We start from the raw sequence: 25,075 nt of genomic DNA, 5'->3' as shown, positions 1-25,075 counted from the left end.
AGCCTTTCCACTCGACTACCTCGCCATGCACCAGGTGCCCCTGCCTGATCCCCAGTAGCCCTGCACGGACGCCGTCCGTTACGGCAGCGGCCGCAGCAGTGGGGCCACCGCCTCCATCCGGTCGACCGACGGGGCGAACTCCGGGTCGCGCCGCGCCTGTGTGGCCTGTTCAAAGGCATAGCCGAACGACAGGACCTGCTGGTCCTGCCACTTGCCGCCGATGAAGCTCATGCCGACGGGCAGGCCGTCGACGAAGCCCATCGGCACGGTCAGGTGCGGATAGCCGGCCACGGCCGCCAGCTGGCTGGCCGATCCCAGATAGTTGTCGCCATTGACCACATCAATCGACCAGGCCGGGCCCGTGGTCGGTGCGATCAGCACCATGACATTGTGGTCGCCCATCATCTTGTCGATGCCCTCGGGGCCCGCCAGCCGGAACGAGCGCTCGCGTGCCGCGATATAGTCCGGATCGTCGAGACCCTCCGTCGCCTCGGCGGCGATGAAGATGTTCTGGCCGAACAGGGCCAGCTCCCGCGGCGTGGCCTCGTTGAAGGCGATCACATCGGCCAGCGTCCGGGTCGAAACCTGGGCCGGATCGGTCGAGGCCAGATAGAGGTTGAGGTCGACCTTCAGCTCGGTCAGCAGCACGGCGAACTCGGCCCCGCCGATGGCGCCGCGGTTGGGGCCCTCGGTGATGTCGACCAGAATGGCGCCAGCCTCTTCCAGAGCCCTGAGGTTTTCCTCAAACACCAGATCCGTGCCGGTCGAATAGCCGGTCAGGAACCGCATCACGCCGATCCGCTGGCCGCGCAGCGACCCCGCGTCGAGACCTGCGGCAAAGTCCACGCGGTGCGCGTCGGCCTCGGCCGTCGCGGGATCGGCGGGATCGCTGCCCGCGATGACCGTCAGCACCACGGCGGCATCGCGCACAGTGCGGGTCATGGGGCCGGCGGTGTCCTGGCTGCGGCTGATCGGAACGATATGGGTGCGCGACACCAGCCCCACGGTGGGCTTGAAGCCGACGATGCCGTTGATGGCCGCCGGACAGGTGATCGAGCCGTCCGTCTCGGTGCCGATGGCTGCTGGCGCCAGACCGGCCGCGACCGCCGCCGCCGACCCCGCCGACGAGCCGCAGGTGTTGCGATCCAGCGCATAGGGATTGCGCGACAGGCCGCCGACGGCGCTCCAGCCGCTGATCGACTCCGACGACCGGATATTGGCCCACTCCGACAGATTGGCCTTGCCGAGAATCACGGCCCCCTCGGCCCTCAGGCTCGCGACCAGCGGCGCATCCCGCCCCGGCGCATTATCGATCAGCGCCATCGACCCCGCCGTGGTCGGCATGTCGAAGGTCTCGATATTGTCCTTCAGCAGGATCGGCATGCCGCGAATGCCGTCGCCCGGCGCCCAGTCGATCTCCGTTACCGATGGCGACCAGGTGATGACCGCATTAGTGGTCCGCCGGTCGTCAATGCAGAGTTCTGCTACATCGTCCGGCAGTTCCAGGCAGTCTGCATCCCCTGCCTCGGCAGCGGCCCACGCAACATCGGCAGCCCGCTCCGCAGCCTCAGCCGCCTCGATTTCAGCGGCGCTCCAGTCGTGCGTCCGCGTGACCTCGACACTGATGCATCCGCCCAGCGTCAGGGCCAGCAGGCTGGCGCCGATCAGTCCGCGTGCGGCGAGCGTGATCCGATCGTGCGGTCGAGGAAGTCCAGATAGGTTCGCCATTGGTGTAGCCCCCGCTCATTGCCCCGGATGCCGTGGCGCTGACCGGGATAGAGCATGGTTTCGAACGGAATGCTCTGGCCCTGCAGCGAGTCCAGCACGCGGGTGGTGTTTTCAAAGATGACATTGTCGTCGGCCATGCCGTGCATCAGCAACAGCCGTCCGGTCAGCTGGTCCAGCTGATCGACCACGTCCGAGGCCGCATAGCCCTCGGGGTTGGCCTCCGGCGTCGACATGAAGCGCTCGGTATAGTGGGTATCGTAGAGGCTCCAGTCCGTGACCGGCGCCCCCGAAATCGCGGCCGCGAGGCCCATTTCCGGCTCGGTCAGCATGTGCAGGGTCATGAAACCGCCGTAGCTCCAGCCCATGGCGGCGATGCGATCGTCGTCTACGAACGGAAGCGTTCTCAGATAGTTGGCTGCACGAACCTGATCCTCGATCTCAGGCTGACCCATCGTCAGATAAAGCGCCTGTTTGAACTTCGTCGAGCGCTCGCCCTCGCCCCGATTGTCGAGGCGGAAGACGATATATCCGGCCTCAGTCAACAGTTGAGTGGTCGAGGCCTGCCAGCTGTTGCGCACGCCCCCGCCCGACGGGCCGCCATAGACCTGCATGACGACCGGATACGTCTTTGCCGGATCAAAGCCCGGCGGCGTGGTCATCTGCCAGACCAGGGTCTCGCCATGGCTTTCCAGCGTACCGAAGGTCGGGGTCTGGCGGCGCGAGACATAGGGGAAGAAGGGGTGGTTTTCGTCCAGCCGGTTCTCCTCGATCCAGCGCACCCGGGTGCCGTCGATCCGGTAAAGGGCCGACTGCGGCGGGGTCTGAAGATCGGTATAGTTGCCGACATAGGCGGTGCCCGTGGAATTCACCGAGGCTGACCACCAGCCGCCGCGCGGGGTCACCTCGACCGGGGTGACGGTCTCGTTCAGGCTGGCCCGGAACAACTGTTGCTCGATCGGATATTCCTCGCCGTCGCGCATCGAGGCGGTGAAGAAGACGTCGCCGGTCGCAAGGTTGATTCCGTCCAGCGCCTTGACCGCATAGTCGCCGGTCGTGATCGGGCGGATCAGCGTGCCGTCGCGGTCATACAGATACAGGTGCCGCCAGCCGCTCTCTTCCGACGACCAGATGAAGCGCCCGTCGGCCAAAGGTCTGAAGTTGTGCGTCAGGCTGACCCAGGCCGGGCTGGTCTGGGTCAGGATCACCCGAGACTCGCCCGTCGTCGGGTCCACGGTCATCAGGTCCAGCGTCTGCTGGTCGCGCGACTGGCGCTGGACATAGAGGGTCTCACCGTCGACCGACCACGCCACGCGGGCCAGATAGATGTCGGCATTGTCGCCGAGGTCGACCTTGACCCGCTCGCCCGTCGTGCGGTCGTGCACATAGAGGTCGACGATGGCATTGGGTCGTCCGGCGCGGGGATAGCGCTGCTCGATGACGCTGGCGCCGCCGCCGGTGATGTCGAGACGCGGAACGATGTCGACAGTCGACTCATCGGTGCGCTGCAGGGCGATGTAGCGTTCGTCCGGGCTCCACCAATAGCCGGTGTCGCGGTCCATCTCTTCCTGGGCGATGAACTCGGCCGTGGCCCAGGTGATCAGGCCTTCGCCATCCGTCGTGATGGCCATCTCGCGGCCACTGGCCAGATCATAGACGACCAGATCCTGATCCCGCACCCACGAGACATAGTTGCCGTCCGGGCTGACCTTGGCGTCGATCTCGTCGGCCCCGGTCTCGGTCAGGCGGCGCACTGCCCCGCCGTCACGCTCGGCCAGGAAGATGTCGCCCTCCAGCGGCGCCAGAATATAGCGGCCCTGCTGGTCCCAGGCGTATTCGACGACGCCCCGGGCGCTGATCCGCATGCGCTCGCGCCGGGCCTTTTCTGCCTCGGACAGTTCCCCGGCGTCCGGTACCAGGGCGCGGGCGTCGATCAGCTTGAACGGCTCGCCGCCGTCGACCGACACGGCCCACAGGTCCAGCACATCCACATCGTCCTCGCGTGAGCGCAGGAAGGCGACCAGCTGGCCATCCGGCGACAGGCTGACGCCGCGCGCCACCGGTCCGTTCAGCGACGGACTGGAGAATACCCGCTCGGGTGTCAGGATGGACGGATCGGCCGCCTCCTGGGCCTGGGCCAGACCGGCCATGGCGGTCGCGGAAACAAGGGTGAGGGCGGAGACGGTGTGTCGAAGGGTCGAGGTTTGCATGGGCCGCACGCTAGTGCGGCTTGGCCGGATCGTCACCCCGGAAATGCATCCGGCAGACGGAACGTCTCACCCGGGTTTCGCTGGCGGGCGTCACGCTCTAGATAGGGCGGCAATGACCCAGACCCTTTCGTCCATCCCGGCCGACACTGCCCCTGCCCGGCCGTCGCCCCACCATGCGCTGAAGGTGCTGTCGGTGCACCACTGGACCGACCAGCTGTTCAGCTTCACCCTCGAGCGGCCCGAGGATTTCCGCTTCCGCTCGGGTGAGTTCGTCATGATTGGCCTGCCGGGTGAGGATGGCAGCAAGCCCGTTTTGCGCGCCTATTCCATCGCCAGCCCCCACTGGGCCGAGGAACTGGAGTTCTTTTCGATCAAGGTGCCGGACGGCCCCCTGACCTCGCGCCTGCAGAAGATCCAGCCGGGCGACACCGTGCTGATGGGCAAGAAGCCGACCGGCACGCTGGTGCTGGATGCGCTGACCGGGGGCGAGCGGCTGTGGCTGATCGGCACGGGCACGGGGCTGGCGCCCTGGCTGTCGGTCGCACGCGATCCGGACACCTACAGCCGCTTCGGACAGGTGATCGTCTGCCACACCGTGCGTCAGGTCGCCGATCTGGCCTATCGCGACTTCTTTACTGCGGGCATCCATGACGATCCGCTGATCGGCGACGAGGCAAAGGCCCAACTGACCTACTACCCCACCGTCACCCGCGAGCGGTTTGAAACCCCGGGCCGGATCACGGACCGCATTCGCTCGGGCGATGTGTTCGCTGACCTGCAACTGCCCATCGGCTTTTCGCCCAACACCGACCGGGTCATGCTGTGCGGCTCCATGGCCATGATCAAGGAAGCCGGCGAACTGCTGGAGACCTATGGCCTGAAGGAAGGCTCGAACGCCGAGCCGGGCGACTATGTGCTGGAGCGCGCCTTTGTCGGATAGCATCCCCGTGGACCGTCGCACCGCGCCGGGCGACTGCACCTCCATGGCCGAGGTCCGGCAGGGTGTCGATGCGCTGGACCGGGCGCTGGTCGCCCTGCTGGCCGAGCGTCAGGGCTATATGGAGGCCGCCGCCCGCATCAAGCCGAGCCGCGACGTGGTCCACGACGACGCCCGGATCGAGGATGTGGTGGCCAAGGTGCTGTCCGCTGCGCGGGACGCGGGTCTGTCACCCGACATCGCCGAGCCGGTCTGGCGGCTGCTGATCGACCGCTGCATCGCTCACGAATTCGCCACCTGGGACCGTACCCGGGGCCAGATTCGAAGTTAACCCCTCAGCCCCCGCAGCATCAGTTCATGCCGCCAGGCCGCGACGTCGGCTAACGCCACGTCCAACGCATCCCTGACCCGGTCCAGCAGGGGCGGCGCTTCGGCCTTGTCTGCGGCCTCCGCAACGGCACAGGCCTCGGCCAGCGCGCCCGCCCCGATGCCGGCCGCCGCCCCCCGGACCGTATGGGCGGCGTCGCGCCAGCCCTCGTGGCGGACGTCCAGCATCGGCGACCACAGGCCGGCCTGCTGCACGAACAGAGTCAGCACTTCCTCCGAGATGGTGTCATCGCCGCCGGTCATGGCCTCCAGCACGGCAAAGTCGACCGCTCCGCTCAGATCCCGACGTGCCATTGTGCCCTCTCCGACTCAGAGGGCGCAGCTTAACGCCGCAGCCCGCGGGGCGAAATCGGCCTTGCCTTCGCCCGAGCGAGACAGTATGTCCGGCCCCTTCGCGCACCCGGGCCCAGTGCCCGCTAGGACGATGCGGGTGATTAGCTCAGTTGGTAGAGCAGCTGACTCTTAATCAGCGGGTCGTAGGTTCGAACCCTACATCACCCACCATCGTTTCTTCATTAAGGACATCGCTCTAGACGCTTCGCTGTCGGCAACCTGTCCGGCGCAGCCGAGGCCAGTCCGCGCTGGGCAAGCGTCTTCCGCCCTACGCTGGGTCGGTATCGGTCGAGGTCCGAAGGGCTTCCACGCGCCGGATCAGGTCGCGCACAAGCGCCTCCGCCCGGGCGTCCTGAATGTCATGGACTCGTGGGCCGTTGATCCCGCTGCCCCCCGCGGTGTCGATCCGCACGGTTGCAATACCGACCAGTCTCTGAAAGGGCCCACGGCGCACCGTGACGGACTGGACATTGCCGTACGGCACCGTCCATTCGCGCCGCACCAGCACGCCGCGCGTCACCTGCAGGCTGGTCGCAGCCAGCCCATACCGGTGACGACGGCGGCGCAGCAAGGCCACCCCGAGCATGACGGGCATTGCGACCAGCAGCAGCGCGGCGATCGGGTAGAAGAGCGACACCACCAGCAGGATTGCCGTCGGGAGCACCACCATCCCGATGAGGCCGCGCAGGATATGCCACCCGGAGACGGCCTTCAGGTGCGAACGATCAAACGGGGGAAGCCCGGCGAGGGCGATTATGGGGGCCAGCTCATGAGACCTCGCAAACGGGGCCAGTTCCTGCCGGCCCGAGACCTGGTCGCCGCCTCCGAGCGTCTGAACCTTGAGCGCGGACCAGCCAAGTCCCCCGCTCACGGCACCGCGCTCGACCAAGCCCAACTGGATCTGACGCTTGGCCACCACCACTTCGCTTCGGGTCAACAGGCCCCGTCGATAGCGAAACCGTGCGTCGTCATAGGTAAGCGTGAAGCCAAAGTTCTGCAGCACCGTTCGGGTCACCCCGGCCAGTACTCCGAGGGCTACAGCGAAGCCGGCGACACTCAGCAGAACCATTCCGTTGAGCTGCGACTGAATCGCCTGCTCGGTCACGCCGACCACTTCCCGCCACCGGTCCCAGCCATAGCCGAGTACCTGTTCTAGGTACTGCAAAGCCCCGAAAATGCCCGCGATCCAGACCAGCGAGAAGTTGAACACTCCGGAAAAGAGCAGACGCGGCATGCCCATCTGAAACAGCAGGGCCTCGGCTTCGGCCGTGCCGTCCTCGCTGCTGGCCTCGGCACCGGTCCCGCCCACCCGAATGCTGCGGATGACCTCGCGGAGCCTGTGCGCTTCAGGGAGACTGACGCTGACCAGCCGGCCCTCGTCGGCCTCCCCGCCGCCGGTTTCGATGCGGACTTCCGCAATCCCGATGACCCGGGACAAGGGTCCTTGCTTGATCGAAACATCCTGAATGCGCTCGGCAGGGATTGACCGGCGAGTTCGCTTGATCAGACCGCGCGCGATCACGATCTGCCCGGGCAGGATCTGATAGGTAAAGGTGTACCAACGCAGCCAGGCGGAGATCAGGGCGATGGCCACCAGCAGCGACATCCCGATCAACAGGGACCCCAGCGCTATGCCTTCCCCCCGCGACCACGCCAGTACGATGGGAATCCCCAGGACGAGAGACGGTGCGCCCTGCACGGACTGAACAAGGATGGTGCGCGGGTCCAGCCGCCGCGGCGGCATGACCTCAGCGATTGTCGGTTCAGGGGCGCTCACCAGGGCGCGTCGCTGATCCGGCTGCGGATCACATCGCGGATGTCCTCGGCCCGCTGGCGACTGATGCCCGAGAGCGCCACCAGGCTGTTCTCGGTCCCAGCCGTGTGCAGGATCAGGGTCGCAACGTCGGCACTCCGCTCGATCGGCCCCTGGCTTACGTCGATGTGCTGAACGCGAGAGACCGGGACGACGGTGTAGACCCGCGTGAACCAGCCATAGGCGACGTGCAGCTCGCGATCCGTGAAGGCATAACCCCAGCGCCGCCAGCGACGCGGGACAAGGAATATGATCGAGACCACGCCAAACAGGCCGACGGCTCCGACAACGAAACCGGACGAAATGTCTGTGCGCCAGTGCAGGAACACTTCGACCGCCACCGCCACCGCCAAAGCGATCAACCAGCCGAGGGCTGACCGAATGCGCAAGACCCTGAGATAGCCGCGCTCCAGCGACTGGAGCGGAACAGGTTCAAATGCCATCCCCCTCCTTTATGCCCCCGGGCGAACGTGTTCAAAGGCATTGTGTACCGGGCGATCGGAATCCGGCATTACTTCTCGCAGAAATACCTTGGTGGTACGAATCTACCCGCGGGGGGTCGTTTCGCCGAACCTGCCGCCGTCAGCGAACCTCTTGCCGATAGGGGTCGGACCCCTCCCCCGTATAGTACAGGGTGAAGCGCGTATTGGCCGGGATCCGGATACGTTTGCCCGGCGTCGAACCGTCACCGACATTGCCGACCATGATGTCGTAGCAGCCGGCCGAGACGTCCCAGCTGTAGGACTGCCCCGGGCGCACGACCACGCCCTCGGGCAGCCGGTCGAGGCCATAGGACGAGGCATCACACGTTGAGATCAGGATGGTGTCAAACGGCTGGCTCTGCGACCGGTTCTCGAAGGTGAACCGAGCCATGGGCTCCCCCTCGCGGATCAGGTCCCCCCCGGTGATCAGCGACATGCAGCCCGACAGCGACAGCGCCCCCACCAGAGCCGCCGCGCCTGCCTTCAGATATGATTGAACCGCCATTCCAGACTCCCTGCTGATGAGGAAGGATGGAACGGTCAGCCGTCGTGGCACACCTGTCGAAAACTGACGGTATGCGGCACCTGCCCCCTACTCGCGGGGGCCGGCGTTCTTGACGTACTGGTCCAGCCAGCGGGTCATTTCCCACAAGGTATGACCGACGGACTCGCGCGCGCGATAGCCGTGCGCCTCCAGCGGCAGCACGACATAGCGAACCGTCGCCCCGTGGCCCTTCAGCGCCGCATAAAAGCGCTCGGACTGGACCGGGAAGGTGCCGGAGTTGTCGTCCGCCTCGCCGTGGATCAGCAGGATCGGCTCATTGACCTGATCGGCATAGGTGAAGGGTGACATCTCTGTATAGGTGTCGCCAGCCTGCCAGTAGGTGCGCTGCTCGGCCTGGAATCCGAACGGGGTCAGGGTGCGGTTGTAGGCCCCCGACCGCGCAATCCCGGTCCGGAACAGGTCGGTGTGCGCCAGCAAATTGGCCGTCATGAAGGCACCATAGCTGTGGCCCCCGACGGCGATCCGGTCCCGGTCCGCCACGCCCATCTCGACCACAGCATCGATCGCTGCCGACGCCGAGGCCGACAGCTGTTCGATATAGGTGTCATTGGGCTCAGCCCCGTCGACGCCGATGATCGGCATGGAGGGGTTGTCGAGGATGGCATAGCCCTGGGTCAGCAGGAACAGGTGGCTGGAGCCGCCCGGACGCACGAACCGGTTGCCGGTGTCGACCACCTGGCCGGCGACGCTGGCGTCCGTGAACTCGGCCGGATAGGCCCACATGATCAGCGGCAGCGGGCCGTCGCGATCCTTGTCATAGCCGGCGGGCAGATACAGTGTGCCCGACAGCTGCACGCCATCGGCGCGCTCATAGGTAATGAGCTGGCGGGTGACATTGGCCAGTTGCGGCGCCGGATCGGGGAAGGCCGTCAGGGCCGTGCGGCTGCCGTCCGACAGGTCGCGCAGCTGGATATTGGCCGGCTCGGTCAGGGTCTCGCGGCGGGTCACCAGGCGCGTGCCCTCGTCGTCCAGAATGCCGACAAGGGTCTCATACTCACCCGGGGCCGAGCGCCACAGCTCGGTCTGTTCGCCGGTCCCAAGGTCCATGGCCGCGAGGAAGGGATAGGCGCCCTCGCGCGTCGCCCCCTGCCCCGACATCAGCATGGCAGAGCCGTTATTCGCGAACTGGATCACCGCGCGGCCGCGACCATTGTCCTCCATGACCGGAGAGCCCGGATCGTTGTAGCGATCCTGATAGTTGCGATCGATCAGCTTGCGCCCCTCACCCGGGTTGGACGGGTCGACGACAAAGCGCATCTCGTGGCGGGTGTTGAACCAGCGCGTGTTGACCAGGGCGACGTCGTCGCGCCCCCACTGGATGCCGGCATAGCGTTCCGGCAGGTCGATCAGGGTGGTCGGCGAACCGCTGAAGGGCGCATCCAGCATCAGCACGCGGTCGCGGGCGGCGACCTCATTGGCGGGATCGCCCCCGTCCAGCGCCTCGACCCAGACCAGGGTGGCGTCGGCATCGGCCCGCCATTGGACCGAGCGCGGGCCGGTTGGCACGGCATCGAACGGCGTCGGCACATTGTCCCGCAGCGGCAGGTCGGCGACCCTGTGCACCGGCTGACCGTTCAGGTCCGTGACCACGACATCGGCCGGGAACAGGCGCGCGGGCACGACATAGCTGTAGGGCCGCTTGGCCACGGTCTGCAGAATGAAGCGCCCGTCCGGCGACAGGGAGGCATCCAGGATCACGCCGGGTTGGCCGATCCGCTTTGCCGGGCCGTCCAGCGGCACCAGCATCAGCTGGCTGGTGAAATAGTGGTCGAACAGGGCCTCGTCGCCCGGGCTGGACAGCAGGTCCTGATAGGTACGGACCGGCGCGGCGCGGCCCATGCTTTCCTCGACGATCGGGCCGGACGGCGGACGGGTCACGTCGGGGGCGGCGCCGCGGCCCTCCGGGATGGCCCGGACCAAAAGCCCGGAGCTGTCAGGCAGCCAGTCGATACCCGTGCCGGCGGCCGCATTGATCACCGGGGCGGTCAGGCGACGCGCCTCGCGGCTGTCGACATCCACCACCCACAGGGCCAGGCCCTCGGGCTCATCCATCAGTAAGGCGATGCCGTTCCCGTCCGGCGACCAGCTTGGCGAGGTGAAGCGCGCGCCCTCGGGCAGGGCAACGGCCTCGGCCTCGGCGCCGTCCAGACCCTTGAGGCTCAGCCCTGTCAGCCAGCTGACCCGGCTGTTGGCCGGGCCGGTGTTGCGCGGATTGATGCGATAGCCGCCCAGCCGCAGCATGGGCTCGGCCAGCTCCGAAATCGGCGGCAGATTCGAGCGATCGAACAGGGCCAGGGTGTCGCTGTCCGGGCTCAGGCTTGGCGCCGGACTGGGCAGAGTGTCAAGGATCTGGGCGATCGGGGCCGGCGGCTGCTGATAGACGACGGGGTCGGTGGCGGCCGCCTGGGCCAGCACGGCCGAAGGGGCCATCGCCGCCAGCGCCATCGCCGGGACAGCGGTCATCACCGCCAGAGCCGAAAGTCCATTCATCCAGTGACGACGCCGCATGTGATCCACCCCGATAAAGCGCCCCGACTGCAAGGGCGCGGCAAGCTAGGGGCCGGGGGTCGCGCGGGTCAAGCGCGCGATTACCTCAGGCCGGGTCCTGCCCCGGAAAGCGGGCGTCGTGGGCGTCCTGATAGGCGTCGCGGATGGCCTGACGCGGGCGGTCGGCACCCAGTTGCGACACCTGGGTCATCCAGACATCGGCCACCTGTTGCACGGTGACGGTGAACCAGTTCGGCGCCTGCTGCCGCGCCCAGTTCTGGATCGAGGCCCCGTTGAAGACCAACATGAAGACGGCGACGACCAGGATCACCCGAGTGGTCCAGCGACGGTCGCGCGCGGCGAGGACCTCTTCGTCGGCGGGCGGCGGCGGCGGAAAGGCCATTTGCCCCAGGACTTTCAGCCGACTGGGCCGCTTTGTGTCCAACGGCAGGTCATGCGCGTCGGCTCCGGCGTTCCAGTCGCTGGGCGGATCGCCCGGATCCGCCGGCGGCGAGGCCGGGGTCTCGACCGGCGGCATGATCTCCTGTCCGACCGGCGGGAAGCGCGACGGCGGAGGCTGAGGGAAATCAGTCGGGAACGGATCGACGGGATCCTGGGGGTCGCGAGGATCTTTGGGGTCGTCGGGATGATCGGCCATGGTGCTCTACCCTCCCCTAGAACTGGAAATAGATGAAGGGGGCCACGCCGTCCGGGCGCATGGCCTCGACCAGCAGGAAGGCCGCTCCGACCAGCAGGCCCAGCGTCAGCGACGGTGCCGCCTTCAGCCGCAGCGCCAGCCCCTCGGCCGCGCGCGGCGGCAGCCAGTGCATGCCCAGACCGATGACGATCAGGCCCAGCATGAAGGGCGTGGTTACGGCCAGCGGACCCATCCGTCCCAGTCCCTCAAGCATGGCCCAGGCGAGCTCAAAGGTCTCGGCCCGGAACAGGATCCAGCCCAGGCAGACGATGTGGAAGGTGACCAGCACGCCGACCGCCGTCGGGATCACCTTTCGTCCCCCGAAGGCGGCACGGCCCAGCCGCTCGATCACCTGAACCCCGCCGTGCAGTGCCCCCCAGGCGACGAAGGTCCAGGCAGCCCCGTGCCACAGCCCTCCCAGCAACATCGTGATCATCACATTGAGGCTTGACGACCACAGGCCCTTCTTGCCCCCGCCAAGCGGCACATACAGATAGTCGCGCAGCCAGCTGGAAAGGCTGATGTGCCAGCGGCGCCAGAACTGCTGCATCGAGGAGGCCCGGTAGGGCTGGTCAAAGTTGCGCGGGAAGGAATAGCCGAGCAGCAGGCCGGTCCCGATGGCCATGTCAGAATAGGCCGAGAAGTCGCAATAGATCTGGACCGCATAGCCATACACGGCTGCGGCGATGTCGAACGCTCCATAGGCCGACGGGTCAAAGAAGACCGGATCGACCAGATTGACGGACAGCTCCGAGGCAACGATCGTCTTCTTGAACAGCCCCCAGACGATCAGAAGCAGACCCAGCGTCGCCGCCTCGCGCGTCAGACGCGGGGATCTGGCAAACTGCGGCAACAGGTCAGAGGCCCTGATAATCGGGCCGGCCACCAGTTGCGGGAAGAAGCTCATCAGCAACATCACGTCGAGCAGGCTGTCGGCCGGCTCGGTCGTTCGGCGATGCACGTCCACGACATAGCTGATGCCCTGGAAGGTGAAGAAGCTGATCCCGACCGGCAGCACCACCTGCAACAGCGGCAGATCCCGCTCCCACCCGACCTGGGTCAGCAGATCGGCCATCTGTTCGATGAAGAAGCCGTAGTATTTGAAGAAGCCCAGGATCAGCAGATTGACCAGCACGCCCAGCGCCACCAGCCATTTGCACTGTGTGGCATTGTCGTTGCGGGCGATCAGGGCGGCGACGCCCCAGTTCAGCACCGCCGACAGGATCAGCAGGCCGACAAACCGCCAGTCCCATTGGGCATAGAAGAACCAGCTGGCCAGCAGCAGGAAGACCTTGCGGCGGCCATTCTCACGGTCCAGCGACCACGAGGTGAAATAGACGAACAGGAAGAAGACGCCGAAGGCGAGCGTCGGAAACAGCATCGGTCAGTTCCCGCCCGTGCGGCTGGCGCGCCAGCCGTCGAAGGTGGTCATCAGGTCATCGGCCAGGATGTCACCGATCCACTCGGCCCCGGTCGCGGTGAAATGCACCCGGTCGCCACGCATCAACGGCTCGCCAGTGCCTGCCAGTCGATCCGCCGAACATGCCCCGCCCATACGCCCGTACCAGTCCCAGAATGCCACACCCAAGTCTTCGGATACCCGGCGTTGCACATCCCGGACCAGTGCGAGGGCCGGCGGCGTCTGCCATTCCGCCTCGCTGCCACAGCTCTGTGACCAGCGTTGTGGACCCGTGGAGGTCTGGCGGCGGCGCAGTCCGTCCGGCGCGCCCATGATCATCAGGGCGGCATCAGGGGCGACCTGTCTCAGCCAGGCGATCCGGCGTCGCAGCACCTGCTCATAGGCCAACGGATCGAAATCGTCGTCGAACCCCTCATTGGTGCCATAGGCCAGCAGGATCAGATCCGGCGGATCGGCGCGCAGTTGGGCTTCGACCGTCGGCGCATCTCGCCCTTCCAGATCCATCAGGGTCGAGCCGACGACGCCGAGATTGGACAGGCTGAGGCCCCATTTTCCCCACAGCCGGACATCGTCCAGCACCACCGGCGTGTCCACGGCCACCAGCGTCAGGTTTGCATCGCCGGGCGACAGAGCCACCTCGGCACACAGGGGCCCGGCGCTCTCCCGGCGAAAGGCGATGGCCTGCGGCAGACCGATGTCAGGGACGATCTGCAGCGTGCCCCGGTCCGGTCCGGCCTGACCGCAGACGCCGAGCGTCGTCAGGGGCACGCCCGGATCGAGGATGATCGACAGGTGGTCCCCGGCCTCCAGCCGCCCCTGGCCGCCGGCCAGTCCCATGGGCACCCGCATGCCGCCCGCAATCAGCGGAGCCGGCAGATAGCGGGCCCCGGTCGCGGTCACGCTCACCTGACGCGGGGCATAGCCGACATAGGGCAGGCCGGGCGGCAGGATCCCACGCCCCCCGCGCCCGAAGCGGGCCTGCATGCGGCCGCGCACCTGACCGCTGATCTGGTCGCCCGCCGTATGACTGTCGCCGATCTGCAGAATGTGGATGCGACCGGCGCCCGTGCCGTCAGCCGCCTCCAGCTTCAGGAATGCAGATGCCAGGAATTCGGGCCCGCAGATCGGCGTGCCACAGAGCGTCTCACCCGGCGAAGGGCGCTCGACCGGCACATAAGGCGTCTGCGCGCGACAGGCCGACAGGCCCACCGTCAGGGAGAGAATCACAGCTGCCGCAGCGGCCTGGATCATCATGGGTCAGGGCGTCGCCGTAGCGGCCTCGGCCTCTGCCACGCCCAGATCGACCTTCAGCCGATCGGCCACGGGGTCGGCCATGCGCAGATAGCCGCTCATGCTCATATGGATGCCATCCCCGGCCCGCATCAGACGGCGACGACCGTCCTCATCGCTCAGATAGGCCTCATAGCCGCCCGCCTCGTTCGAGGTCAGGGCGACCGTGTCGAAATAGGGCACGCCCAACGCCGTCATGCGCGCCTCGACGACGTCGTTGATGATCGTCATACGCCCGTCAAAGCCGCTGCTCTTCATGCGGGGCAGGCCGACCCAGTAGACCTCGGCGCCGCGCGACCGCATCAGCGCGACCAGATTGTCGACCCGCTGGGCATAGGCGACCTTCCAGCCGTCGCTGCCGAACGGATGGATCTGGCCGTCGATGACAATGGCCTGGGCGTCATTGGTGCCGAACAGGACGATGGCGACATCGACCGGCTGCTCGGCCAGCTGGCGCGTGCTCTTGGCCTGGATGTCGACATAGTCATAGCGGCTGAGGCCGGTCGAGACCTCGCTGAACTTGACCACATCGACGCCGTCCAGATCGCCAAGATCGCGGTACAGCGCCGCCCACAGGCCGTCGGCCATGGAGTCCCCGAACACGCCGATGGTCAGGCTGCCGTCAGCATAGCGGCTCTTGAGGCTGCTGGTGGGGGCGACCGGGGCTTCCACCTCGGCCGGGGCCTCAGCGGCTGCGGTCTCGGCGGCCGTCGCCGACGCATTGGCCTGCCCGCCAAACATGAGGGTCGGATGGCTCAGCCAGGCGCGGCCGTCCGGGGTCAGCAGCAGGCCTGCCAGAACCCCGACCACAAAGGCCACCGTCAACGCATTGATGCCAGCGCGCACGCCGTCCCCCGACGAATACTGCGGCTCAACCCGAGCCTCGCCGACAGATTAACCGATCTCGTGGCTCAGAACAGGGCTTGCGCGCCTGTGGCGAACAACAGGGTTAAAATGCGTCAGCCGCCGAGGCGGTTCTCGGCCCAGCGCGCGGCGAGATAGCCGATGCTCGACGCCGACAGGGTCAACACCGTGCCCCATGCCAGATCGATCAAGGTCAGGCGACTGGACCAGACATTCAGCGTCGCCTGATTGGTCAGGTCATAGGTGGCATAGGCGACAAAGCCGAGGACCGCGCCGTTCAGCGCCGCCCGCCCCAGTCCACCGTCCCGGAGCGCCGGCGAAATCGCGAAGAACACGATGCCGCCGATGTAGATCAGATAGAAGGCCACCGCCGCCTTCATGTCCGGCTTGTCCGCCAGGATCGGCCCCAGGATCGGCTTGTAGAGGCGGTTGGTCATGGTGGTCAGCCACACGGCATCGATCGCCGCAAACGCCAGACCCGCGCCCAGATAACCGGCCAGATATTTCAGCATGGTGCTCTCCCCTTGCTCAGCCCGCCACGGGCTTGAGGCGATAGTGGCTGACCGCCCAGGTGCGGCCTCCGTCATTTCCGAACAGGCCCGCCGTGGCCAGATAGAACCGCCGCCAGCGCCGCGTCCACAGGCGCGCATCCTCGCCATAGGTTTCCGCCATCAGCTCGGCCACGCGGTCGGCGTTCTGATCCATATTGGCCAGCCAGTGCCGCGCTGTCCGCGCATAGTGCTCGCCGTTCCAGGTCCATTCGTTTTCGACCTCGAAAAGGTCGGGGAACTGACGGATCAGGCCCCGGCTGGGCATCACCCCTCCGGTAAAGAAGTGCTGCGCGATAAAGTCCCCGTTGTCCGTGTGGTCAAAGCGGTAGGGCGCATCGCGGTGCGTAAAGATGTGGATGAACATCCGCCCGTCCGGCTTCAGCCAGCCGCGCGCCCGGGTCAGCAGGGCCTGCCAGTTGGCCATATGTTCGAACATCTCGATCGAAACGATCCGGTCCACCTGACCCACCAGATCGGCGGGGGCCTCGAAATCGTTCATGTCGCAGGTGATCACGGTCAGATTGCCGAGCCCGCGCGCGCGCGCCTGGGCCTCAATGTGACCCCGCTGGCCGTGGCTGTTCGACACCGCCACGATCCGCGCGTTCGGATAGTGCTCGGCCATCCACAGGCTGAGCGAGCCCCAGCCGCAGCCGAGCTCAAGAATTGTCTGGCCGTCCGCCAGCCCGGCGTGCTCGCAGCTTTCGGCCAGCGCCGCGACCTCGGCCTCGTCCAGCGTTTCATTGCCGGTTGGATACAGGCAGCAGGAATATTTCAGCCGCGCGCCCAGGCAGATTTCGAAGAACTCGGGGGGCAGTTCATAGTGCTGGTCATTGGCCGCATCGGTGTGCTCGGCAATCGGGCGTTCGGCCATCGACCGGGCAAAGGCGCCCTCATCGTGCGGCGCCTCGCGATCCAGCCGCTTTCGCGCTTCCGACACCAGACTGTCGATGGCCCAGCGGGTCACCGGATCGGGAAAGGGCGCATCCTGAAGCTGGCGGATGGCGGCGGTCGCTGGATTCATCAAGGGCCCCGTCGATAAAGCTTTGCTATGGCAACCAAACGCCGTCGCGGGCGTAATGGCTCCGCCGGAACGTGTCCGGTTTCCTACATTTACGACCCCAACCGGAGCCTGGATGACTCATCCGACCTGTACCCCGTCGCGTAACTGCCTCAAAGACGGCTTCAGGGAGAGAACATGAGCCCGCATCTGGTGAATTCGGACCCCGGTTCGACAGGCCCCGGTCAGAAGATCGCGGTGATCGGTTCGGGCATTGCGGGCCTGTCAGCCGCCTGGCTGCTGGCAAAGCGCCATCAGGTGACCCTCTATGAGGCCGACAGCCGCATCGGTGGCCACAGCCACACGGTCACCGTCGAGGATGCGGGCGAAACGACCGCCGTCGATACCGGCTTCATCGTCTATAATGAGACCAACTATCCCAATCTGAAGGCCTTGTTCGAGCATCTGTCGGTGCCGACGCAGCCCGCCTTCATGTCGTTTGCCGTGTCGATGGACGACGGCGCGCTCGAGTATTCCAGCCACGGCGTCAGCGCCCTGTTCGCCCAGAAGCGCAACTACGCCAGCCCCAAATTCTGGCGCATGATCGGCGACCTGCTGCGCTTTCAGAAACAGGCGCCGCGCGACCTTCCCGAACTGGAGCGCACCGGCGAGACTCTCGACGCCTACCTGACCCGGTCGGGCTATGGCCCCCTGTTCCGCGACGCCCATCTGCTGCCCCAGGCCGCCGCCATCTGGTCGTGCACCCTCAACCAGATGACCGACTATCCGGCGGCGGCGTTCGTTCGGTTCTACATGAACCACAACCTGCTCAAATATGACGTGCGACCCACGTGGCGCACGGTGACCGGCGGATCGCGCGAGTACGTCAGCCGCCTGCTGGCTGACTTTGGCGGTTCGGTCGTCACCAACGCCGGCATCCAGAGCGTCGTCCGCGGCCGCGACGGCGCGGCCCTGCGGTTTGCCGACGGGCGGTTCGAGCGCTTCGATGCCGTGGTTCTGGCCACCCATTCCGATCAGGCGCTGGCCCTGCTGGAGGCCCCGTCGGCCGAGGAGCGCCAGCTGCTGGGCGCCATCGGTTACCGGCCCAATCGCGCCGTCCTGCACCGCGACACCCGCCTGATGCCGAAACGCCGCAAGGCCTGGGCCGCCTGGACCCACGTCGGCTACTCCGCCCGCGCCGGCGAGGGCGGCGTCACCTACTGGATGAATGAGCTTCAGAGCCTCAAGGGCCCGCCGCTGTTCGTCAGTCTGAACCCGGCGCTTGAGCCCGCCGCTGACACCATCCTCGGCGAATGGGACTATGAGCACCCCGTCTTCAACGGCGCCGCCCTCGCGGCTCAGAAGGACCTGTGGAGCCTGCAAGGTCAGCGCAATGTCTGGTTCTGTGGCGCCTGGTTCGGGTCGGGCTTCCACGAGGATGGCATCCAGTCCGGTCTGGCCGTGGCCGAACAGCTGGGCGGAGTGCGCCGGCCCTGGTCGGTCGATAACGAGAGCGGACGCATCCACGTCGGACCGCATCCGGATGCCGCTCTGGAAAGGGCCGCGTGACGACACCGCCTGCCTTCGGTCTCTATGTCGGCGAGGTCACCCACCGGCGGGTGCGCCCCTTCCACCACCGGCTGGGCTACCGCGTCTATATGCTGCTGCTCGACCTCGACGCGGCCGAGGCCCGGCTGTCAGGCCTGAAATGGCTGCGGCCCGGGCGGTGGGGACTGATGCGCTGGAACGCCGGCGACTACGGCCGAAAGGGCGACACCCGCCCGCTGCGGGCCCAGATTGAGGATCAGCTTTCCGGCGCGGGCGTCGACCTGGACGGCGGACCGATCCGGCTGCTGACCATGCCGCGCATCCTCGGCTACGGCTTCAATCCGCTCAGCGTCTATTTCTGCTACCGCCCCGATGGCGCGCTGGCGGCGCTGGTCTATGAGGTCTCCAACACCTTCGGCGAGCGGCACAGCTATCTGATCGCCTGCCCCGAAGGCGAAGGGGGCGATAGTCGGCAAACCGCGCCCAAACGCTTCTTCGTCAGCCCGTTCATGGACATGGGCATGACCTATGACTTCATCGTCCGCCCGCCGGGGCAGGATATCTCGGTGACGGTGAACGTCCGGCGCCGCGATGAGCCGATCCTGACTGCGACCTTTGCCGGCCGTCACCGCCCGCTCGACGACCGCACTCTGGCCCGCGCCTTCTGGTCCCACCCGCTGCTGACGTGGAAGGTCATCGCCGCCATTCATTGGGAAGCCATCAAACTGCTGTTCAAGGGCGCCCGGTACCGCGTCCGTGGCGCTCCGCCGACCGATCCGGTAACGCACGGCACGACCCTGTGACCGCCCCCGGGGTTGCCCCTCGCGACCGGTCACACTAGAGACCGAACAGATACGCCCAATTTCATCAGGCGATGAAAATAAGAGGAAGCGATGAGGAAACTCTACCCTGACGCCAAGAGCGCTCTGGAAGGCCTGACGTTTGACGGCATGACCGTCATGGCTGGCGGCTTTGGCCTGTGCGGCATTCCCGAGCACCTGATCGCCGCCCTGCGCGATAGCGGCACCAAGGGCATGACCGTCATTTCCAACAATGCCGGCGTCGACGGCTTTGGACTCGGCCAGCTGCTGGAAACCCGCCAGATCAAGAAGATGATCAGCTCCTACGTCGGCGAGAACAAGGAGTTCGAACGTCAGTACCTGGCCGGTGAGCTGGAGCTGGAGTTCAATCCGCAGGGCACGCTGGCCGAGCGCATCCGTGCCGGCGGCGCGGGCATCCCCGCCTTCTTCGTCAAGACCGGCGTCGGCACCCTGGTCGCCGAGGGCAAGGAAGAGCGCGAGTTCAACGGCGAGCGCTACATCATGGAAAGGGGCCTGGTCGCCGACCTGTCGATCGTCAAGGCCTGGAAGGCCGACGGTCGCGGCAATCTGCAGTTCCGCAAGACCGCGCGCAACTTCAACCCGATGATGGCCACAGCCGGCAAGGTCACCGTCGTCGAGGTCGAGCACATCGTGCCGACAGGCACCTTCGACCCCGACCAGATCCACACACCCGGCATCTATGTCGACCGTATCATCCTGACCGTGCCTGAAAAGCGCATCGAACAGCGCACCGTCCGTGCCCGGGAGACCGCATAATGTCCCGTACCCGCGAACAACTCGCCGCCCGCGCCGCCCGCGAGCTTCAGGACGGCTTTTACGTCAACCTCGGCATCGGCATTCCGACGCTCGTCGCCAACTACATCCCGCACGGGATGGAGGTCACCCTGCAGTCCGAGAACGGCATGCTGGGGATGGGCCCCTTCCCCTATGAGGACGAGGTCGACGCCGACCTGATCAATGCCGGCAAGCAGACCATCACCGAGATCGCCGAGAGCAGCTATTTCAGCTCGGCCGACAGCTTTGCGATGATCCGCGGCGGCCACATCAACCTGTCGATCCTCGGCGCCATGGAGGTGGCCGAGAACGGCGACATCGCCAACTGGATGATCCCGGGCAAGCTGGTGAAGGGGATGGGCGGCGCCATGGACCTGGTGGCGGGCGTCAAGCGCGTGGTCGTGGTCATGGATCACGCCAACAAGCACGGCCAGTCCAAGGTGCTGAAAGCCTGCACCCTGCCGCTGACCGGCACGGGCGTGGTCAGCCGCATCATCACCGATCTGGCCGTGTTCGACGTCAAGCCGGACGGCACGGGGCTGGAGCTGATCGAACTGGCCGATGGCGTGACCCTGGAAGAGGTCGCGGCAAAGACCGAGGCGACCTGGACAATTTCCGAAAATCTGAAGTCACTGGCATAGTGCCTCCAATCGGCCGGAACAGGCCGAATTGGAGGGTGATGTGATGGCTGACGGTAGCGGGCGCTTTTTCGGTATTCCGGAGCCCGATCCTGATCGCGTACAGGCCATGCAGGCCGAGGTTCAGGCGGATGCCGCCGCCTATGGCGAGCGTTCACGCCAGTCTGTGCGCGACTGTCTGGACCGCGTGCTGGCCGAGGCGCGCACCGGTGACCTGACCGAGGCCAGCGCCCGTATCGACCATCTGATTGCCTGTATCGAGGGTCTGCGCCCCCGCGAGCTTGAGCCCCGGCGCGGGCTGGCGGGCCTGTTCGACAGCCGGAACGGGCGGCTGAAACGGTTTCGCTCGGCGTTTCAGGCCGCTGGCCGGACGGTCAGGGATACGCTTGCCGAGATCGAGGAGCGCCTGAAGGGGGTCGAAACCCGGGGCGCGTCGCTGAACGGAGCGCTCGATGCCCTGCGCGACGGCGTTCGCGAGATCCACGGCCACGTCCGGGTCGGGCTGGCCGCACTGACCCCGCCCCCGGTCGCTGCAGAAGGTGAGGAGACGCCCGCCGACCCGCATCAGGCCCTGCGTGGACGGATCGGCGACCTGGACACCCACCGGGCCTCGGGCGTTGCCGCCCTTCCCTGCGCGCGCGCCATCCAGAACGCCGATGCCTGGGCTGCGGACGCCGTCCGCCGCGCCGCACCGGCTCTGAACGCCTGGCAGGAAGACTGGACCGCGCGTCTGGGTCTGGATCGCAAGCGCCCGCGCAAGGTGCGCCCGGACATATCAGAGCTGGAGGCCCTGCGGGACCGGCTGCTGGCCACGCTTAACCGCATCAAGGCTGACGTCGCCCAGGCGCAGGACCGCCGCAAGGCCCAGGTTGCCCGGCTGGAAAGCCTGCGGAACGGCTAACCTGCGTCATCCTCGTCTTTACCCTAGAATGACATTGAAACGGGTCAGTCCGCGCTGGCGGCGCGGGCGGCATTGGCCTCGACCCAAGCGACGATCTGCCGGTTCAGATCCCCGGTAGCCGCATCATAGGCCGACACGATAGCGCCCAACCGGTTGTCCCTCGCAGGCTCGCTGACCGAGAAGATCTGCTCCGACACCACAGTGCGCTCTGGCATGGCCAGCAGGCGGGCCCGGGCCGAAATCACCACCGTCGGCACGGCTCCGGGCGCGGTATAGCGCGTCTCGAAGGTCGTGATGTCGACGTCGAGCCCGGCATCGGCACGGGTCAGCTCGCGCCCCCCGATCAGCCGCACCCCGGAGCGGTCCGAGGAAAACGCCATCTCCAGGCTCTGCGCATAAAGGTCCTCGGCGTCGGATACCCAGCGCGCGCCGGCCACATAGGCCGCTTCATTGCCGGTCACCGCCAGGATGCGCTGGCCCGATACGGCTTCGGGGAACTCGATCCGGCGCAGGGAGACCTGCACCGTCGCCATGCTGCGCTCGCCGACATAGCCGCTGTCCAGGGGGCCAAAGCGATACAGCTGCACAGGGTCAGGCGTCGACAGGAGGGCACAGCCGCCCATCGCCAGCGCCACGGCCACACTGGCTCCCAGACCGGTCAGGCCGCGACGCAGGGATGACATCGATGCGGGGATCATGGCTGAACCTCCAGTTCCTGGGACGGCGGTCGCGAGATGAACTCGCGGGGACTGCTGCGGACCTCATCGACGAGGCTTTCGAGCGAGCGGGTCGCGTCATCCAGCCCGCGAATGGCTTCTTCCAGCTGTGGCAGGCCACTGGCGGCAAAGTCGTTCACCGGACCCTCCAGATTGGCGATCAAGCGATTGGCGGCCTCGGCAGCCTGCACCGCCTGTTCCGCCGCATTGTTCAGATTGGCCACCGCTTCCTGACCGTCGGTCTCGACCAGCCGCCGGGCAGACACCCCCAGCGCCTGATATTCGGCCATGGCGGCATTGGCGCGGACAAGCGCCTGTTCCAGTTCGCCGAACATGCCCTTGCGGGCCTCAAGCTCGGTGCTCAGCGCCTCGATGTTGCGAACACTGACCGAAAAGGAGCGGATGTTTTCATCCGACAGCACCCGGTTGATGCGGTTCAGGGCGTCCACCGTCTGGGCCAGAACCGTGCCGGACCCGGACAGCAGTTCGGCGATCGGACTGGGCTGGCTCTGAATCACCGGCACGACATTATTCGGATACTGGGTCTTCAACAGGGCGCTGCCCTCGGTCCCGGCGGTGATCTGGATGTAGTTCAGGCCGGTGATGCCTTGCGGCTCCAGCTGGGCGCGCGACGTCACGCGCACCGGCGTGGTGGCGTCGATACGGATGCGGGCCACAACCTGGTCGCCTTTTTCCTGATCCAGACGCAGATCGGTCACCAGTCCGACCCGGATGCCGTTGAAGTGGACCTCTCCGCCTTCGGACAGGCCGCGCACCGGTCCATAGAATACGATATCATAGACGTCGTACTCCTCGTTGAACGACAGGCGTGCCAGCCAGATCGAAAAGATGATCAGGGCCACCGCCAGGGCGACCGTGGCGATCCCAACTGCTGCGTAATGGGCGTCTCTTTCCATGTCGGTGTGGCTCCTCAGCCGGTCCTGTGGGCAGCGCGCCCTCGCGGACCATGGAAATACTCATGGATCCAGGGATGATCCGAACGCTCGAGTTCGGAAACGGTCGCCTTGATCACGACGTGCTTGTCCGCCAGCACCGCGACCTTGTCGCAGATGGCATACAGGCTATCGAGATCATGCGTGATCATAAAGACGGTCAGACCCAGATCGTTCGCCAACGACCGGATCAATTCGTCGAAGGCCGCAGCCCCGATGGGGTCCAGACCTGCCGTCGGCTCGTCCAGAAACAGCAGCTCGGGATCCAGCGCCAGCGCCCGCGCCAGCCCCGCGCGCTTGCGCATGCCGCCCGACAGCTCGGCAGGCTTGAGGTGATGCGACTCGGGCCCCAGACCGACCAGGGCGATCTTCATCGCCGCGATCTCCTCGATCAGGGAGCGCGGCAATTCGGTATGTTCGACCAGCGGCGAGGCCACATTCTGCAAGACTGTCAGCGACGAGAACAGGGCACCCTGCTGAAACAGCACCCCCGTGCGCCGCTCGATGTCAGCCATGTCGGCCTTGGTCGCCTCGGCCATGTCATGGCCCAGCAGATGGACGCTGCCGCCGTCGGGCTCTTTCAGGCCAATGATGGTGTTCAGCAACACCGTCTTGCCGGTGCCCGATCCGCCGACGACGCCCAGGATTTCCCCGCGCGCGACGTCGAGGTCCAGATCCTCATGGATGACGCGCTCGCCAAACTGACTAAGCAGGCCCCGCACCTCGATAACCGTGTCCTTGTCCCCGGTCATATGTTCAGTTCCAGGAAAATCAGGGCGAACACGGCGTCGAGGAAGATGATGGCGAAGATGGCCTGCACCACGGCGGCCGTCACCCGGCGCCCGAGGGACTCGACATCGCCCGACACCGCCATGCCCTGACGACAGCCGATCGCCGCAACCACAATGGCGAACACCGGTGCCTTGATCAGGCCAACGAACAGGTGATTGCCGATGTCAGGGATGACGCTCATCCGTTGGACAAAGAAGGCCAGCCCGAGGTCCAGCTGGCTCCATGCGACCAGCGCGCCGCCGAACAGGCCCGCCAGCATGGCGATGAATGTCAGCAGGGGCAGCATGATGATCATGGCCGCCAGCCGGGGAATGACGAGCGCCTGGAACGGATTGACGCCCATGACCTGCATGGCGTCGATCTCCTGATTCATCTTCATCGCCCCGACCTCGGCCGCAAAGGACGAGGATGACCGCCCGGCCAGCAGGATGGCGGCGATGACCACCGCAAACTCACGCAGGACCGAGATGGCGATCAACTCGACCGCGAACACGTCGAAGCCGAACTGCTGCAACAGATCGGCGCCGATGAAGGCCACGACCGCACCGATGAAGAAGGCCGTGACGGCCACGATCGGAATGGCATCAAGGCCCGCGCGCTCAATCTGGCTGACCCAGGCCGGCCAGCGGATGCGCCCGGGGTGCTTCAGGGCCGAGCCTGTGGCTGTGATCAGCCGCCCGAGGAAGGCCATCGACAGAATGGCCTCGCCGCCGATGTCGTGCATGCCGCGGCCGACCTTGGCGAACCCTCGTGTAAGGGCCGAGGGGCGTTTGAGCGGGGCGGCTTCCTTACTTTCGACAGCATGGACGCGGTCATAGACACGTCCGACCTCGGGCCGTGCCGACCATGCCCCCTCGGGCAGCTCACCGTGCACGGCCTTGGACAGGATCAGCGCTCCAGTGGTGTCGAAGCGTCCGAGGTCGGTCAGGTCCAGACTCGCAACCGGCGTGCCGCCCAGCTCCTTGCGCAATCGCGGACCCAGTCGGCCTCTCAGCCGTGACAGGCCCGCAGCCGTCCAGTCGCCGACCAGACGCAGCCGAACGCCCTTGCCCTGACTGTCAATCTCGAAATCGGCGGTCGCCATGGCACCTTAACTAAATCGGATGCCGTGATTTGCCCATGCGGAAATCACCCTCGGCCCCTCCGGCGGCCT

24 protein-coding genes and 1 tRNA gene are annotated in these 25,075 nt (G+C 66.4%); 8 read left to right on the top strand and 17 right to left on the bottom strand.

Translation table 11 applies throughout. The annotated features are described in order from the left end of the window. Positions 1 to 78: 78 nt before the first annotated feature. Positions 79 to 1,728 (bottom strand): amidase, encoded by a 1,650-nt coding sequence (locus B4K74_RS06240; RefSeq protein ID WP_286692213.1) that lies wholly within the window; start codon positions 1,726 to 1,728, stop codon positions 79 to 81. Then, a complete protein-coding gene (locus B4K74_RS06235; RefSeq protein WP_286692212.1) occupies positions 1,665 to 3,935 on the bottom strand; it encodes a S9 family peptidase in 2,271 nt (756 codons plus the stop codon). The genes B4K74_RS06240 and B4K74_RS06235 overlap by 64 nt, the downstream gene beginning before the upstream one ends. A 112-nt stretch (positions 3,936 to 4,047) precedes the next feature. Between B4K74_RS06235 and B4K74_RS06230 the strand changes: the two genes are divergently transcribed. Together B4K74_RS06230 and B4K74_RS06225 are read left to right on the top strand one after the other, a co-directional pair. Beyond that, a complete protein-coding gene (locus B4K74_RS06230; protein ID WP_286692211.1) occupies positions 4,048 to 4,875 on the top strand; it encodes a ferredoxin--NADP reductase in 828 nt (275 codons plus the stop codon). Continuing rightward, a complete protein-coding gene (locus B4K74_RS06225) occupies positions 4,847 to 5,203 on the top strand; it encodes a chorismate mutase (RefSeq protein WP_286692210.1) in 357 nt (118 codons plus the stop codon). The genes B4K74_RS06230 and B4K74_RS06225 overlap by 29 nt, the downstream gene beginning before the upstream one ends. Here the strand turns inward: B4K74_RS06225 and B4K74_RS06220 are convergent. After that, a complete protein-coding gene (locus tag B4K74_RS06220) occupies positions 5,200 to 5,553 on the bottom strand; it encodes an Hpt domain-containing protein (protein WP_286692209.1) in 354 nt (117 codons plus the stop codon). The genes B4K74_RS06225 and B4K74_RS06220 overlap by 4 nt on opposite strands. A gap of 134 nt (positions 5,554 to 5,687) precedes the next feature. On the opposite strand from B4K74_RS06220, the gene B4K74_RS06215 reads away from it, so the two are divergent. Further along, positions 5,688 to 5,763: transfer RNA gene (locus tag B4K74_RS06215), tRNA-Lys, on the top strand. 97 nt (positions 5,764 to 5,860) lie between these two features. Here the strand turns inward: B4K74_RS06215 and B4K74_RS06210 are convergent. From B4K74_RS06210 to B4K74_RS06165, 10 genes are all read right to left on the bottom strand, one after another. Further along, a complete protein-coding gene (locus tag B4K74_RS06210) occupies positions 5,861 to 7,198 on the bottom strand; it encodes a PH domain-containing protein (RefSeq protein ID WP_286692270.1) in 1,338 nt (445 codons plus the stop codon). Between the two features lie 167 nt (positions 7,199 to 7,365). Further along, positions 7,366 to 7,848: a PH domain-containing protein gene (locus B4K74_RS06205; RefSeq protein ID WP_286692208.1), complete on the bottom strand. Its 483-nt coding sequence runs from the start codon at positions 7,846 to 7,848 to the stop codon at positions 7,366 to 7,368. 139 nt (positions 7,849 to 7,987) lie between these two features. After that, the gene (locus B4K74_RS06200; RefSeq protein WP_123288417.1) at positions 7,988 to 8,392 is read right to left on the bottom strand and encodes a hypothetical protein; all 405 of its coding nucleotides are present in this window, start codon (positions 8,390 to 8,392) and stop codon (positions 7,988 to 7,990) included. 87 nt (positions 8,393 to 8,479) lie between these two features. Beyond that, positions 8,480 to 10,960, bottom strand: a complete 2,481-nt coding sequence (locus tag B4K74_RS06195) for a prolyl oligopeptidase family serine peptidase (protein ID WP_286692207.1) — start codon at positions 10,958 to 10,960, stop codon at positions 8,480 to 8,482. A gap of 85 nt (positions 10,961 to 11,045) precedes the next feature. After that, entirely contained in the window at positions 11,046 to 11,597 is a 552-nt protein-coding gene (locus B4K74_RS06190) for a hypothetical protein (RefSeq protein WP_286692206.1), read from the bottom strand. Positions 11,598 to 11,613: 16 nt separating this feature from the next. After that, positions 11,614 to 13,017: an MBOAT family O-acyltransferase gene (locus B4K74_RS06185; protein ID WP_286692205.1), complete on the bottom strand. Its 1,404-nt coding sequence runs from the start codon at positions 13,015 to 13,017 to the stop codon at positions 11,614 to 11,616. Between the two features lie 3 nt (positions 13,018 to 13,020). Next, positions 13,021 to 14,307, bottom strand: a complete 1,287-nt coding sequence (locus B4K74_RS06180) for a GDSL-type esterase/lipase family protein (RefSeq protein ID WP_286692204.1) — start codon at positions 14,305 to 14,307, stop codon at positions 13,021 to 13,023. Between the two features lie 6 nt (positions 14,308 to 14,313). Continuing rightward, complete coding sequence (locus B4K74_RS06175) at positions 14,314 to 15,192, bottom strand: DUF459 domain-containing protein (RefSeq protein ID WP_286692203.1); 879 nt, start codon at positions 15,190 to 15,192, stop codon at positions 14,314 to 14,316. A gap of 113 nt (positions 15,193 to 15,305) precedes the next feature. Next, positions 15,306 to 15,722: a DUF2177 family protein gene (locus tag B4K74_RS06170; protein WP_123288411.1), complete on the bottom strand. Its 417-nt coding sequence runs from the start codon at positions 15,720 to 15,722 to the stop codon at positions 15,306 to 15,308. 16 nt (positions 15,723 to 15,738) lie between these two features. Next, a complete protein-coding gene (locus B4K74_RS06165; protein ID WP_286692202.1) occupies positions 15,739 to 16,782 on the bottom strand; it encodes an SAM-dependent methyltransferase in 1,044 nt (347 codons plus the stop codon). 174 nt (positions 16,783 to 16,956) lie between these two features. On the opposite strand from B4K74_RS06165, the gene B4K74_RS06160 reads away from it, so the two are divergent. The 5 genes from B4K74_RS06160 to B4K74_RS06140 all read left to right on the top strand — a co-directional run bounded on the left by B4K74_RS06160 (position 16,957) and on the right by B4K74_RS06140 (position 21,461). After that, positions 16,957 to 18,327, top strand: coding sequence for an NAD(P)/FAD-dependent oxidoreductase (locus tag B4K74_RS06160; RefSeq protein ID WP_286692201.1), 1,371 nt, complete (start codon positions 16,957 to 16,959; stop codon positions 18,325 to 18,327). Continuing rightward, complete coding sequence (locus B4K74_RS06155; protein ID WP_286692200.1) at positions 18,324 to 19,109, top strand: DUF1365 domain-containing protein; 786 nt, start codon at positions 18,324 to 18,326, stop codon at positions 19,107 to 19,109. The genes B4K74_RS06160 and B4K74_RS06155 overlap by 4 nt, the downstream gene beginning before the upstream one ends. A gap of 90 nt (positions 19,110 to 19,199) precedes the next feature. After that, on the top strand, positions 19,200 to 19,904 hold the full coding sequence (locus B4K74_RS06150; protein ID WP_286692199.1) for a CoA transferase subunit A: 705 nt from the start codon (positions 19,200 to 19,202) through the stop codon (positions 19,902 to 19,904). Then, positions 19,904 to 20,563, top strand: coding sequence for a 3-oxoacid CoA-transferase subunit B (locus tag B4K74_RS06145; protein ID WP_286692198.1), 660 nt, complete (start codon positions 19,904 to 19,906; stop codon positions 20,561 to 20,563). The genes B4K74_RS06150 and B4K74_RS06145 overlap by 1 nt, the downstream gene beginning before the upstream one ends. Positions 20,564 to 20,606: 43 nt before the next feature. Next, entirely contained in the window at positions 20,607 to 21,461 is an 855-nt protein-coding gene (locus tag B4K74_RS06140) for a toxic anion resistance protein (RefSeq protein WP_286692197.1), read from the top strand. A 44-nt stretch (positions 21,462 to 21,505) separates the two neighbouring features. Here the strand turns inward: B4K74_RS06140 and B4K74_RS06135 are convergent, their stop codons facing one another. The 4 genes from B4K74_RS06135 to B4K74_RS06120 are packed head-to-tail and all read right to left on the bottom strand — an operon-like array spanning position 21,506 to position 25,006. Continuing rightward, a complete protein-coding gene (locus B4K74_RS06135) occupies positions 21,506 to 22,159 on the bottom strand; it encodes an ABC-type transport auxiliary lipoprotein family protein (protein ID WP_286692196.1) in 654 nt (217 codons plus the stop codon). Continuing rightward, positions 22,156 to 23,094, bottom strand: coding sequence for an MlaD family protein (locus B4K74_RS06130; protein WP_286692195.1), 939 nt, complete (start codon positions 23,092 to 23,094; stop codon positions 22,156 to 22,158). Before B4K74_RS06130 ends, B4K74_RS06135 begins: the two co-directional genes overlap by 4 nt. 14 nt (positions 23,095 to 23,108) lie before the next feature. Beyond that, the gene (locus B4K74_RS06125; protein ID WP_286692194.1) at positions 23,109 to 23,882 is read right to left on the bottom strand and encodes an ABC transporter ATP-binding protein; all 774 of its coding nucleotides are present in this window, start codon (positions 23,880 to 23,882) and stop codon (positions 23,109 to 23,111) included. Then, entirely contained in the window at positions 23,879 to 25,006 is a 1,128-nt protein-coding gene (locus B4K74_RS06120) for an ABC transporter permease (protein ID WP_286692193.1), read from the bottom strand. Before B4K74_RS06120 ends, B4K74_RS06125 begins: the two co-directional genes overlap by 4 nt. Between the last annotated feature and the right edge of the window lie 69 nt (positions 25,007 to 25,075).

It is taken from the genome of Brevundimonas sp. UBA2503, from assembly GCF_002341485.1.
Lineage (GTDB): Bacteria > Pseudomonadota > Alphaproteobacteria > Caulobacterales > Caulobacteraceae > Brevundimonas > Brevundimonas halotolerans.
The sequence above is the reverse complement of the archived record's forward strand: the minus strand, read 5'-3'. Positions and strand labels throughout refer to the sequence as shown.